Genomic DNA, 13,518 nt, shown 5'->3' with positions numbered 1-13,518 from the left:
GATTCCCGGCCCTCATCACGCCGCCCTGCGCAGCTCGTGCGCCAGCGCCTCGAGGCTCGCCGCCTTCGGCTTGACCAGCCAGAACTTGCCGACGAAATCGCGGAACTCGTCGAGGATGCGCGCACTCCAGGCGCTGCCGGTGAGGCTGGCGTGCGCCTGCAGCAGTTCGGTCAGGTGCTGGCGGTAGTTGTCGAAGCTTTCCGGCGAGATGCGGACGATGTCGATCAGCTCGTGGTTGTAGCGGTCGACGAAGTCGCGTTCCAGGTCGAGCACGTAGGCCAGGCCACCGGTGAAGCCGGCGCCGAAATTCAGGCCGGTGCGGCCGAGCACCACCACGCTGCCGCCGGTCATGTACTCGCAGCAGTGGTCGCCCGCGCCCTCGACCACCGCCACCGCGCCGGAGTTGCGCACGGCGAAGCGCTCGCCCGCGCGCCCCGCCGCGTACAGCTCGCCGCCGGTGGCGCCGTACAGGCAGGTGTTGCCCAGGATCGGCGCGTGGCGCGATTCGAACGCGCTGCCGCGTGGCGGCGACAGCACGATGCAGCCGCCGGCCATGCCCTTGCCGACATAGTCGTTGGCCTCGCCCTCGAGCTGCAGGCGCAGGCCGCCGGCGTTGAAGGCGCCGAAGCTCTGGCCGGCGCTGCCGGTCAGGTGCAGGGTGATCGGGCGCGCGGCCATGCCGGCATTGCCGTGGTGGCGCGCGATCAGCCCCGACAGGCGCGTGCCGATGCTGCGGTCGGTGTTGCGGATGGTGTCGACGTGCTCGCCGCCCTGGCCGCGTTCGATCGCCTCCGACAGCGCCGCGTCCAGTCGCGCGGCCAGTCCGTCAGGCGGCGCCTGCAGCGCGGGCGCGCCGCAGTACGCGGCCGGCTGCGCCGCATCGCGCGCCAGCATCCGCGACAGGTCGATCTCCACGTCCTCGCGGGTCTGGCGAAGGTGCTGCTCGAGCAGGTCGGTGCGGCCGGTGATCTCCTCCAGCGACCGCGCGCCCAGCGACGCCAGCAGTTCGCGCACGTCCTGCGCCACGTTGCGGAAGAAGTTCTCCACGCGCTCGGGCAGCCCGGTGAAATGGGCCGAGCGCAGGCGTTCGTCCTGGGTGGCGATGCCGGTGGCGCAGTTGTTGAGGTGGCAGATGCGCAGGTACTTGCAGCCCAGCGCGATCATCGGCGCGGTGCCGAAGCCGAAGCTGTCGGCGCCCAGCATCGCCGCCTTGACCACGTCCAGGCCGGTCTTGAGGCCGCCGTCGGTCTGCAGCAGCACGCGCTCGCGCAACTCGTTGGCCTGCAGTGCCTGCCGCGCCTCCGACAGGCCCAGCTCCCAGGGCACGCCGGCATAGCGGATCGAACCCAGCGGGCTGGCGCCGGTACCGCCGTCGTGGCCGGAAATGGTGATCAGGTCGGCGCCGGCCTTGACCACGCCCGCGGCGATCGTGCCCACGCCCGCGTGCGAGACCAGCTTCACCGAGATCAGCGCGGTCGGGTTGACCTGGCGCAGGTCGAAGATCAGCTGCGCCAGGTCCTCGATCGAGTAGATGTCGTGGTGCGGCGGCGGCGAGATCAGGCCGATGCCCGGCCGCGCGTAGCGCAGCCGTGCGATCAGCGGATTGACCTTGCTGCCGGGAAGCTGGCCGCCCTCGCCAGGCTTGGCGCCCTGCGCGACCTTGATCTGCAGCACCTCGGCGTTGATCAGGTATTCGGGCGTGACGCCGAAGCGGCCCGACGCGATCTGCTTGATCTTGCTGCGCTTCTCGGTGCCGTAACGGGCGGGGTCCTCGCCGCCTTCGCCGGAGTTGCTGCGTCCGCCGAGGCGGTTCATGGCGATGGCCAGCGCCTCGTGCGCTTCGGGCGAGAGGGCGCCCAGGCTCATCGCGGCCGAGTCGAAACGCCTGACGATCGAGGCTACCGGTTCCACTTCGTCCAGCGGCACCGGCGCGCCCAGCGGCCTGAAACGCAGCAGGTCGCGCAGCGCGGCGGGTGGGCGGGTGTCGACGTGGCCGGCGTAGACCTTCCAGTCCTCGCGCGTGCCGGTCAGCACCGCGCGCTGCAGGGCCTGCACCACGTCCGGGTTGTACTGGTGGTATTCGCCGCCGTGCACGTAGCGCATCAGGCCGCCGGGCTCGGGCAGGGCGGTGTCGTCCCAGCCGTGCGCGGCCAGCGTCCAGGCGTCGGCCTCAAGCCGCGCGAAGCCCGCGCCGCCCACGCGCGAGGGCGTGCCCTCGAAGCACAGCGCGACCACCGCTTCGTCCAGCCCGACGATCTCGAACAGCTGCGCGCCGCGATAGCTGGCGATGCTGCCGATGCCCATCTTCGACAGGATCTTGAGCAGGCCTTTCTTGATGCCGCGCCGGTAGCTGCGGCCGAACTGGGTCGGCTCGTTGCTGGTCTTGCCGCCGAGCAGGCCGCGGCGCGCGAGCGCCGCCAGGGTCTGGTAGGCGAGGTAGGGGTAGACCGCGGTCGCGCCGAAGCCGATCAGGCAGGCGAAGTGGTGCGGGTCGCGCGCGGTGCCGGTCTCGACGATGAGGTTGGTGTCGCAGCGCAGGCCCTGGCGCACCAGGTGCAGGTGCACCGCGCCGGTGGCCAGCAGCGCGTGCACCGCGGCGTGCCCGTGGCGCGGCCGGCGGTCGCTGAGGATCAGCAGCTCCACGCCTGCGCGCACCGCGGCCTCGGCCTCGGCGCAGATGCGGGTCAGCGCGGCGCGCAGCCCGCTGCGGCGGTCGAAGTACAGGTCGATGTAGCGATGCCGCGACTCGAAGCGCTCCAGCGCCAGCAGCTGGTGCAGCTTGCGCTGCGACAGCACCGGCGAGTTGAGCATCACGTGGTCGACGTTCTCGGCCTGGTCGAGGAACAGGTTGCCCTCGCGCCCGATCTGAGTGGAGAGCGTCATCACGCACTCCTCGCGCAGCGGGTCGATCGGCGGATTGGTGACCTGGGCGAAGGCCTGCCGGAAGCAGTCGTAGAGCGGGCGCACGCGCTGGCTGATCGCCGCCATCGGCACGTCGTCGCCCATCGAGCCGATGCCCTCCTGCTCGGTCTCGGCCAGCGGCCGCAGCACCGCTTCCTGCTCTTCGCGCGAGAGCTGGAACAGCTTCTGGAAGGCGAGCAGCATTTCCGGGGTGAACGGCGCGTCGGTCAGGGCCGGGTCGATCAGTTCGGTGTGCAGCCAGCGCATCCCGCGCTTGAGCCACTGCTTGTACGGCGCGCGCGCGCGGTTGAGGTCGTCGATCGCCTCGCTGTCGAGCAGCCGGTCGCCCTCGAGGTCGATCGCGATCATCTCGCCGGGCCCGAGCTTGCCCTTGGCCTGCACCTGGTCCGGCGGCAGGTCCCACACGCCCGCCTCGGAAGCGATCACGAACACGCCGTCGTTCGACAGCGTCCAGCGCGCCGGGCGCAGGCCGTTGCGGTCGAGCGTGCAGGCGGCGAAGCGCCCGTCGCACATCACCACGCCGGCCGGGCCGTCCCAGGGCTCGGAGTTGATCGAGTAGTACTCGTAGAACGCGGACAGGTCGGCGTCCTTGTACTCCAGCGACTGGGTCGCCGGCGGGATCAGGATGCGCATCGCCTGCGGCAGGTCCATGCCGCCGAGCAGCAGCCACTCGAGCATGTTGTCGAGCGACTGCGAATCCGAACCGTGCAGGGTCACGGTGGACTGGAACTCGGACACGTCCAGCAGCGGCGAACGCCACACGTCCTTGCGCGCCTGCGCCCAGCGCCGGTTGCCCTCGATGCTGTTGATCTCGCCGTTGTGGGCGAGCCTGCGGAACGGGTGCGCCAGCGGCCAGCGCGGCAGGGTGTTGGTGGAAAAGCGCTGGTGGAACACCACCGCGCGCGCGGCCAGGGCCGGGTGCGAGAGATCGGGAAACAGCTGGCGCAGGTGGCTGGGCAGCACCATGCCCTTGTAGCCGAGCAGCCGCGGCGACAGGCCGACGACGTAGAAGTCGGGCACGCCGGCCAGCGCCTCCTCGCTGCGCCGTCGCGCCAGGTAGAGCGCGCGCTCGAGCGCGGCGATGTCGCTGCCGTCCGATTCGATGAAGACCTGCTCGATGCGCGGCACCGTGCTCTGCGCCAGCTTGCCGCAGGCGGTCAGGTCGATCGGCACCACGCGCCAGCCGGCCACGCGCACGCCTTCGCGCTGCAGCTGCGCGGCGAGCGCGTCGCGGCAGCGTGCGGCGTCGGCATCCGCGTGCGGCAGGAACACCATGCCGGCGGCGACCGTTCCCGCGTGCAGCGGAAAGCCCGATTCCTGCGCCAGCACGCGCACGAACGCGTCCGCGCCGTGGATCAGCACGCCGCAGCCGTCGCCCGACAGGCCGTCGGCCGCGACGCCGCCGCGATGCGCCATGCGCGACAGCGCTTCGAGCGCGATGTCGACGATGGCGCGTTCGGGATCGCCCTGGATCTTCGCGATCAGGCCGAAACCACAGCTGTCGTGTTCGCTTGCGGGGTCGTGGAGGCCCCGATCCGGGTATGCCCGCATCGTCATGTCGTCGTGGTGGAGTGGTCGGGTGGCGTGGGGATCGAAGCCGGGATCCAGGGCGCGAATGACCCGACGGCGCTTCCACGAGATCCGAATAAAACACAATTTGTGCGACGCGGCAAACGCGCGTGCCGAGTTGGTTTCCGCTGTAACGGGACGTGCGGAAAAGCCCTTGTTTTTCAGCGGATCAGGCGACCGTCGCGGGCGTCGCGGATGCCGGTCGCATGGGCCAGTCCGGAGGTTTCTCCGGCAACGATCGCGTCGACGCCGGCACCGATCTCGGCCGCCAGTTCGGTCCGGTTGCGCGGCGCCGGCAGGCCGCCGACATTGGCGCTCGTCGACACCAGCGCGCCGCCGTAATCGTTGCACAGCGCGGCCACCACCGGGTGGGCGCTGACGCGCACCGCGACACCGTCGTGGGTGCCGGTGATCCAGCGTGGCACGCGCGCGGTGGCGGGCATGATCCAGGTGTGCGGGCCCGGCCAGCTGGCGAGCACCTGGTCGCGGACATCGGGATCGAGCCGGTCCCAGTCGAGCAGTCCATCGAGCTGCGCTACCGTCGCGGCGACCAGGATCAGCCCCTTGTCGACCGGACGCTGCTTGAGCGCGAGCAGGCGCAGCACCGCCGCCTCGTCGAACGGATCGCAGCCCAGTCCCCACACGCCTTCGGTGGGATAGGAGACCACGCCGCCGCCCCGCAGGAGAGCAACGGCCTGGGCAATGTCGGTCGGCGCGGACATGGGCGCCAGCTTAGGGATGCGGCGCGCGAATACCAACCGCCGGGTCGGGCCGTCCGCCGGCCGCCGGCGTGAGCAGCAGTGGGGAGCTGCGCCGGCATCGTCCGATATGCCCGCGAAGGAGCATCGGTTCAACGCGGAAACAGGACCTTCGCCTTCGACGGACGAGGACGACGCAGGGCGGGGCTGAGGGTCGGACCTGCCGTGGGAGCGACCCTGGTCGCGAGTGCTTCGCGCGCGAGCGCGCTCCCACGGGGCGCGTTTGACAGCCGGGCCGCGTTCCACCGCCGAAGCCCGGCTCTCGCGCGAAGCCTCCTTGGGCTGCTTTCCATCTCCGGCAACCCGTGCGCTCACCGCGCCGGCGTTGCCAAACGCCGATGGCCGTGCCCGAAGACGGATTTCAGAACGGCGCGTCGTCCGCCTTCTTCACCACGCGCTTCTTGCCCGGCTCGAACTTCGCCGCGGTCACCAGGGGCCTGGCTTCCTCCAGGTCGGACGAGTAGGGGCGGGCGAGGTTCTTCGCGGGCGCCTTCCTGGCGGTGGCCTTCTTCGCCGGCTTTTTCGCGGGTGCCTTCTTCGTCGCGGCCTTGCTGGCCGGTGCCTTCTTCGCAGCCGCCTTTTTCGGCGCCGCTTCCTTCCTGGTCGCCTTCTTCGCCGCCTTCTTCGCACCGAAGCCGCGGCGCGCCGGCTTGCCCGTTTCCTCCAGCAGCCTGGTCACGTCCTCGAGCGTGAGCGAGGCCGGCTCGCGGTCCTTCGGGATCTTGCCGTTGAGGCGGCCATCGCTGATGTAGGGGCCGAAGCGGCCGTTGAGCACCTGGATGTCGCTGCCATCGAACTGCTTGATCACGCGGTTGCGTGCGATCTCTTCCTTCTCCTCGACCAGGAACACCGCGCGCGCCAGGTCGATCTTGTACGGGTCGTCTTCCTTGGTCAGCGAGGCGTAGGTGCTGCCGCGCCTGGCGAAGGGGCCGAAGCGGCCGATGCCCACGCTGACGTCCTCGCCCTTGTCCTGGCCCAGCACGCGCGGCAGCAGGAACAGCTCCAGCGCCTCGTCCAAGCTGATCGAGTAGATGCTCTGGCCCGGCTTGAGCGAGGCGAAGCGCGGCTTGTCCTCGTCCTCGACCGTGCCGATCTGCACCAGCGGCCCGAACTTGCCGATGCGCGCGCTGACCTGGCGCCCGCTCTTGGGATCCTCGCCCAGCACGCGCACGCTGCCGGCGTCGGCCTTGTCGAGCGTGGCCTTCTTGTCGTCCACCTGTTCCTTGAACGGGCCCCAGAACTTTTCCATCAGCGGCACCCACTCCTCCTCGCCGCGGCTCACCGCATCGAGTTCGTCCTCGAGGTTGGCGGTGAAGTCGTAGTCGACGTACTTGGCGAAGTGGTTGCTCAGGAACTTGCTGACCGCGCGGCCGACGTCGGTCGGCTTGAACGCGCGCCCGTCGAGCACGGCGTACTGCTTGCCGGTGAGGGTCTGGATGATCGAGGCGTAGGTGGAGGGACGGCCGATGCCGTATTCCTCCAGCGCCTTGACCAGCGAGGCCTCGGTGAAGCGCGGCGGCGGCTGGGTGAAGTGCTGGTCGGCGTGGACGCGGTCGAGCGGCACGCGGTCGCCCAGCTTCATCGCCGGCAGCTTGCGGCCCTCGTCCTCGTCTTCCTTGCCCTTGCTGTCCTTGCCTTCCTCGTACACGGCGAGGAAGCCGGGCACCACCACGGTGGTGCCGGATGCGCGGAAGCCGTGTTCGGCGCCGGCGGCGAGGTCGACGGTGACGGTGTTGAGCGTGGCCGGGATCATCTGCGAGGCGACCGCGCGCTTCCACACCAGCTCGTACAGGCGGCGCTCGTCGTCGGACAGGAACCGCGCGACCTGCGCGGGCGTGCGCAGCGCCGAGGTCGGACGCACCGCTTCGTGCGCTTCCTGCGCGTTCTTGGACTTGGTCTGGTACACGTTGGGCTTGTCCGGGACGGAGCCGGTGCCGAAGTCGCGCGCGATCACGTCGCGGATCTCGCCCAGCGCGTCCTGCGACAGGTTCACCGAGTCGGTACGCATGTAGGTGATCAGGCCGACCGTGCCTTCCTCGCCGACCGCCACGCCTTCGTACAGCTTCTGCGCGACCTGCATGGTCCGGCGCGTGGTGAAGCCGAGCTTGCGCGCGGCTTCCTGCTGCAGGGTCGAGGTGGTGAACGGCGGCGACGGGCGGCGCTTGCGCTCCTTGCTGGCCACGTCGGTGACGTGCAGCGCGCCCTGTGCGGCGGCCGCGATGCGGGCGCGTGCGTCCTCGGCGGTCTCGCCGTCGGTGATGGTGAACTGCTCGACCTTCTGCCCGTCGAGCTTGACCAGCTTGGCGCTGAAGCCCTGCGAGGGATGCGCGCATTCGGCCTCGATGGTCCAGTACTCGCGCGCCTTGAACGCCTCGATCTCCTCTTCGCGCTCGACGATCATGCGCAGCGCCGGCGACTGCACCCGCCCGGCCGACAGCCCGGCCTTGATCTTGCGCCACAGCACGGGCGAGAGGTTGAAGCCCACCAGGTAGTCGAGCGCGCGCCGCGCCTGCTGCGCATCGACCAGCTCGTCGGCGATGTCGCGCGGCTGGCCCATCGCTTCCTTGATCGCGCGGGGCGTGATCTCGGTGAACACCACCCGCTGCAGCGCCTTGCCCTCGAGCAGCCCGCGCTCGCGCAGGATCTCGGCGATGTGCCAGCTGATCGCCTCGCCCTCGCGGTCCGGGTCGGTCGCCAGCCAGATGCCGTCGGCGCCGCGCGCGGCCTTGGCGATCGCCTCGACGTGCTTCTCGTTGCGCTCGATCAGCTCGTAGCGCATGCGGAAGCCGTCGTCCGGATCGACCGCGCCCTCCTTGGGCACCAGGTCGCGGACGTGGCCGTACGAGGCAAGGACCTGGAAGTCCTTGCCGAGGTACTTGTTGATCGTCTTGGCCTTGGCCGGCGATTCGACGATGAGCAGGTGCTTGGGCATCGGGGTGCGGTTTCCACGCGGACCTGGGGTCCGCGCCAGTCTGGGGGTGTGAAGAACACGACGCCCGGGAGGTCCCGGGCGCTGGGGTGGCGCCGTCCGGGGACGGCGCCATTTATAGTGGAATCACGGCGCGCATGGCGGTGTCAAGCAAGCGCCCTGCGGCCGGGCGGCGGCCGATCAGCCGGTCATGGCCGGAATTGCGACAGCGGCCACGATTCCGATCAGCAGCAGGCCCAGCAGGCCCAGCCCGATCACCAGTATGACCCAGGTGACCGCGCCCAGCTCCCGGCGCTGCAGGTCCGGGCGGTCGGTGAAGGCCCATTTGTCCACCACCAGGGTGTCGCAGATCATGTCGTGCAGCGCCTGCTTGCGCTGTCCCAGGCCGGTGGTCAGGGCCGACACCAGGCCGCCGAGGCCGAAACTGAACACCACCGTGGCGAAGTAGGCGCCGTAGCGCCAGAACGCGCGCCAGAAGCCCAGCCGTTCGCCGGAACTGCGGCAGACCTTGATCCCGACCGCGAGCTTGCCCAGCGAGGCCTGGCTGGCCGAGGAGTGCATCCAGGCGAAGTACACCAGCGGCACCAGGAAGCCGACGCCGTAGGACAGCAGCACGATCGCCAGCGGCCCGCCGCCGCCGAGCAGGTCCCCGCCGATCGCGCCGGCCGCGCCGGCCATCAGCAGCAGCGGGATCTGGATCGCCCACGACGCCGCGGCGGTCACCATGCCGTCGATCACCATGGCGGCGAAGCGCTTCCAGAACCCGGCGTGCACGACCTCGCCGCCCGCCACCACGGTCCCGTGGGAGGTCACCGAGGCGACCGGCGGGGAATAGGGCGAGGCCGGTTCGGTCGCGGCCGCCGCACCGGCAGGCGGCACCGTCGCACCGGCCGCGCCAAGGGGCGCGGTCCCCGCCAGCGCCGGCGCGCGGTCGTCTGCCTGGGCCAGTTCGGATGCGAAGTCGCGCATCGGCTGCCAGTCCGTCATCCCCTCGCGCCAGACCAGCGTGTCCCAGGCCAGGCGGCCCTGCAGGCGCAGGCGGACCAGTTCGGCAGCATCGATCGGCCCCTGCCGCGCATGGTCGGCATCGGCGTAGTACCACATGGACATCGTCATTCCCCCTTGCTTCAGTGTCCCGCGCCGCTCCCCGGCGGCGGATGATTCAGCCGCGGCAGTGCGTCGGCAGGTAACGGTCCCCGGCCTCGGAACTGCAGTGCCAGACGCCGGAGTCCGTATCGTATTCGAGCCACAGGCGATAGCCGTCCACCGTCTCGTGGCGATCGTCCTGCAGCAGCACCTCGATCGCGCATACGCCCGCGTCGCTCTCGCCGAACACGATCGAGGCGTGCGCCGGCCCGCGGTAGGTCGCGGCCGCCTCGAACCCCGGGTCGCCGTTGGCCGGACAGCGGCGCCGCCCGTCGACGAACGCGGCCACCGCCCGCTGCAGCGGCGCGGTCGCGGCCACCGACTGGGCCACCCTCGACCGCGCCAGGTAGTCGTTGTAGGCCGGAATCGCGATCGCGGCGAGGATCGCGACCGCGGGGATCGCGAGGCAGGCGACGACGATCAGGGCGACCAGGCAGCCATGCAGGCCCTTGCGCGGCGGCGGGGCGGGACGGACGGGCCGGGACGGCAGCGGCGGCGGCCCGGCGCCGGGAATGTGCGATGACAAGCGTGCAGGTCCCTTGCAGGGGCGGATGGGTCGGAAGCCGCACCGGGATCCGGGCGGGGGCATCGGACACGGTCGGGCCCGATGCAGGAGCGCGACGGCGCCCCGGAGCAGGCGCGCCTAGTGCACCGGTTCGGGCTCGTCGGCGAACATCTGGGTTTCCATCCAGGCGTAGGCCGCCTCCATTCCCGGCTGGTTGAACAGCACCATCAGCACGACCCACTTGAGGTCGTCCAGGTCCAGCTCGTCCTGGTCCAGGGCCATCGCCCGGTCCAGCACCAGTTCGCGCTGGCCGGCGTCGAGTACGCCGTGCTGCTCCAGGAACAGCAGGAAGCCGCGGCAGTCGACGTCGAGCTTGTCGAGTTCCGGGCCGAAATAGACCCGCACCGGGCCGTCCGCGCGCAGCACGCCGGCGCCTGGCCGCTGCTGGGCCAGCGCATCGAGCCAGTCGAAGGCCTTGCTGATTTCCGCCGGGCTGAATCCGGCCTCGAGCAGGCCGGTCTGGAGCGAATCGCGGTCGCGGACCAGGTCCGCGTCCTCGCTGAAATAGTGTTCGAACAGATAGAGCAGGACGTCCAGGATGCTCTCTTTCATTTCCCCCCGGCCTGCGCCCGAGGGCGCGAAATGTCATGACTTTCGGGAATACCTGCCGTGCTCGTGCACGACCCGGCCATCCAGCTCCATGAGCAGGAGCATGGACGACACTTCCGCGGTCGTCAATCCAGTGCGCTCCAGCAATTCATCCATAGGGCTTGGGTCGTGGCACAGGGCCGACCACAAGCGATGGTAGTCGGGGTCGTCCGGCGCGGTGTTTCCCGCGGACCCTCGAACCAGGTCCGCGGACACCTGGATGGGGGCCGCCAGTCGGTTGCGCAAGGCCTCGGCCAGGCTGGCGGCCAGCGGCGCGAGCGCGGCCGTCACCTCGCCGGGCGCTTCGACCAGGGTGGCGCCGTCGCGCAGCAGGCGGTGGCAGCCGCGTGCCATCGGGTTGCGGATCGAGCCGGGCAGGGCGAAAACCTCGCGCCCGGCGTCGGCGGCCAGGCGCGCGGTGATCAGCGCGCCGGACCGCTGCGCCGCCTCCACCACCACGGTGCCCAGCGCCAGCCCGGCGATGATCCGGTTGCGGGCCGGGAAGTGTTCGCGTCGGGCGCCGGTGCCGGGCGGGTGTTCGCTCACCACCGCGCCGTGCTCGGCGATGGCCCGGTGCAGGCCGGTGTTGGAGCGTGGATAGGGCACGTCGATGCCGCTGCCCAGCACCGCCACGGTGATGCCGCCCGCGTCCAGCGCCGCCTGGTGGGCGATCGTGTCGATGCCCGCGGCCAGTCCGCTGCACACGCCCAGGCCGGCCGTTGCGAAGGTGCGGGCGAAGTCGCGCGCCTGGTCGCGCCCGCCGGCTGTCGGGGCGCGGGTGCCGACCACGGCCACGGCCGGGTGCCACAGCAGGCCCGGGTCGCCGGCCACGAACAGCGCCAGCGGCGGGCTGGCGATGCGGCGCAGCAGGGCGGGGTAGTCCGGATCGTGCCAGCCGACCAGGCGATGGCGCGGGTCGCCCAGCCAGTCGGCGTGTGCCGGCGCGGGCGCGGTATCGGCATCCAGCGCGCGCACCTGGGCCGGTTCCAGTCCGGCCTCGCGCCAGGCACGCGGGCCCGCGGAGAGCGCGGCGGCGGGGCCGGCATGGCGTTCGAGCAGCCGGCGGCGCGGGGCGCTGGCGCCGCCGCAGTCGATCAGGCGCAGCAGGGCGAGGTCGTCGGGCGTCATGGCCCCCAGCGTGCCGCACAGACGACGACGGCGCCCTCGGGCGCCGTCGCTGTGCTGTGTCGGAAAACCCCGCGCCGTCAGTAGGGCGCGTCGGGGTGCTTGAGGTGGTAGCCGATGCGGGTGGGCTTGATGCTGTCCATCACCAGCGCGTAGCTGACCTTGTCGTAGGTACGGAACACCATCGCGTGGCCGGCGAACTCGTCGGGCAGGCGCACCTTGTTCTCGTAGAACACGGTGTCGGCATCGCGGTCCGGCCCCTTCTCGACGCGGTCGATGGCGTTGGTGCCTTCGCGCCACAGCGAGAACACCGTGCCGTTGTCCACGCCCTCGCGGGCACCGACCGACAGCACGATCACGTCGCGCGGGCCGCCGTGGGTGAGGGTGTCGGCCACCGCCAGCACGCGTGCGCGGCCGTACTCGAGCTGCTGCGCAGGCGCGTGCGGGAAGAACTGCAGGTCGTAGGGCTGGGCGTCGACCGGGATCAGCCGGTCGCCGACGCGGACCTCGCGGCCGGTCTCGTCCAGCAGCAGGGTGCTGGCCTGGATGCCGCCGACCTCGCCCCGCGTGATCGTGCCGACGTTGACCCGCTGCAGCTCGTAGCCGAGCAGTTCCTGGCCCTTGTCGGGGGTGACCACGTTGGTCCAGTACTGCTGGAAGTCGGCGATGCGCTTGCCGCGGAAGTCCAGGTCGTCCTTGTGGAACAGGTCGCAGCACAGGCCGCTGCGGTCCAGGTGGGTATAGCGCACGGTCGGGCGCACCACCGCGTAACGCTGGCCGGCGCTGGCGCCGGGCAGGCCGCGGATGTAGGCCACCTGGCCCTGGGTGGCGCGCATGCGGTCTTCCTCGAGGCCGACCACATAGGGCAGGTGCTCGAAGTCGTCGACCACGCGCAGGTCCTTCAGGAAGGCCTCGACGTCGGACAGCGGAATCGCGTTGATCGGCTGCGCGGTCGCCTCGCGCGGACCTTCGGTCGCGGTCACCCGGTTGAGGTAGGCCAGGCTGATCACGTCGCCCGGGTAGATCAGGTGCGGGTTGTGGATCTGCGGATTGGCCTGCCAGATCTCCGGCCACAGCCACGGCCGTTGCAGGAAGCGGCCCGCGATATCCCACAGCGTGTCCCCGCGGACGACGACATAGGTATCCGGATGATCGCCACGCATCGTCTGCGCGGTCGCGTAGGTGGCCACCGTCATCAATGCGACCACGCACGTCGTGCGGAGCCCCTGAGACAGGCGCTTAAGCATACGGGCCATCTAATTGCTCCCCTTGAAGATTTCCCCGTGCAGCGGCCGCACTATAGCCTGAAAGGGGCGGCCGGTTGCAAGCTGCGGGGCGCTACAATGCCCAGCCGTTCCGCGCGGTTGTGACCGCCGCCACCTTTCCGACATGGCCCTGCTCCCGATCCTCGAATATCCCCACCCCCGGCTCCGGACCGTGGCCCGGCCGGTCGACGCAACGCAACTGGAGGATCCGATCTTCCAGCGTCTGCTCGACGACATGTTCCAGACCATGTACGAGGCGCCGGGCATCGGATTGGCCGCGACCCAGGTCGATACGCACCAGCGCTTCATGGTGATCGACGTGACCGAAGGCCGCGAGCAGCCGCTGGTCTTCGTCAACCCGGTGGTGCGCGAGCGTTCGACCGAACTGCGCCTGCACCAGGAAGGCTGCCTGTCGATTCCCGGCGTGTTCGCCGACGTCACCCGCCCCGACGGCATCGTGGTCGAGGCGCTCGACCGCCACGGCAAGCCGTTCGAGCTGCGCGTGGACGGCCTGCTGGCGACGTGCGTGCAGCACGAGGTCGACCACCTCGACGGCAAGCTGTTCATCGATTACCTCTCGGCGCTCAAGCGCGACCGCGCGATCAAGAAGCTCGAGAAGCTGCGCAAGCAGGCCGGCGCCGACTGATGGCC

8 protein-coding genes and 1 pseudogene are annotated in these 13,518 nt (G+C 70.6%); 1 reads left to right on the top strand and 8 read right to left on the bottom strand.

The window, feature by feature from the left end; translation table 11 throughout:
* Window positions 1-15 precede the first annotated feature (15 nt).
* The 8 genes and pseudogenes from gltB to Q0863_RS05550 all read right to left on the bottom strand — a co-directional run bounded on the left by gltB (window position 16) and on the right by Q0863_RS05550 (window position 12,849).
* Entirely contained in the window at window positions 16-4,473 is a 4,458-nt protein-coding gene (gene gltB, locus Q0863_RS05585) for a glutamate synthase large subunit (RefSeq protein WP_298576214.1), read from the bottom strand.
* A 179-nt stretch (window positions 4,474-4,652) separates the two neighbouring features.
* Window positions 4,653-5,213, bottom strand: coding sequence for a Sua5/YciO/YrdC/YwlC family protein (locus tag Q0863_RS05580; protein WP_298576212.1), 561 nt, complete (start codon window positions 5,211-5,213; stop codon window positions 4,653-4,655).
* Between the two features lie 502 nt (window positions 5,214-5,715).
* Window positions 5,716-8,181: pseudogene (locus Q0863_RS05575) on the bottom strand (DNA topoisomerase I); the annotation flags it as partial.
* A 177-nt stretch (window positions 8,182-8,358) separates the two neighbouring features.
* Entirely contained in the window at window positions 8,359-9,294 is a 936-nt protein-coding gene (locus Q0863_RS05570) for an RDD family protein (protein ID WP_298576210.1), read from the bottom strand.
* Between the two features lie 46 nt (window positions 9,295-9,340).
* On the bottom strand, window positions 9,341-9,850 hold the full coding sequence (locus tag Q0863_RS05565; protein ID WP_298576207.1) for a pilin: 510 nt from the start codon (window positions 9,848-9,850) through the stop codon (window positions 9,341-9,343).
* Between the two features lie 117 nt (window positions 9,851-9,967).
* Window positions 9,968-10,441, bottom strand: coding sequence for a DUF494 family protein (locus Q0863_RS05560; protein ID WP_298576205.1), 474 nt, complete (start codon window positions 10,439-10,441; stop codon window positions 9,968-9,970).
* A gap of 33 nt (window positions 10,442-10,474) precedes the next feature.
* Window positions 10,475-11,605, bottom strand: coding sequence for a DNA-processing protein DprA (gene dprA / locus Q0863_RS05555; RefSeq protein WP_298576204.1), 1,131 nt, complete (start codon window positions 11,603-11,605; stop codon window positions 10,475-10,477).
* Between the two features lie 77 nt (window positions 11,606-11,682).
* Entirely contained in the window at window positions 11,683-12,849 is a 1,167-nt protein-coding gene (locus Q0863_RS05550; protein WP_298577056.1) for a LysM peptidoglycan-binding domain-containing protein, read from the bottom strand.
* A gap of 142 nt (window positions 12,850-12,991) precedes the next feature.
* Here Q0863_RS05550 and def point away from each other — a divergent pair, with 142 nt between their 5' ends.
* A complete protein-coding gene (gene def / locus Q0863_RS05545) occupies window positions 12,992-13,513 on the top strand; it encodes a peptide deformylase (protein WP_298576202.1) in 522 nt (173 codons plus the stop codon).
* Window positions 13,514-13,518: the final 5 nt, after the last annotated feature.

Origin of the sequence: uncultured Luteimonas sp., assembly GCF_947492465.1 — a bacterium.
Lineage (GTDB): Bacteria > Pseudomonadota > Gammaproteobacteria > Xanthomonadales > Xanthomonadaceae > Luteimonas.
The sequence above is the reverse complement of the archived record's forward strand: the minus strand, read 5'-3'. Positions and strand labels throughout refer to the sequence as shown.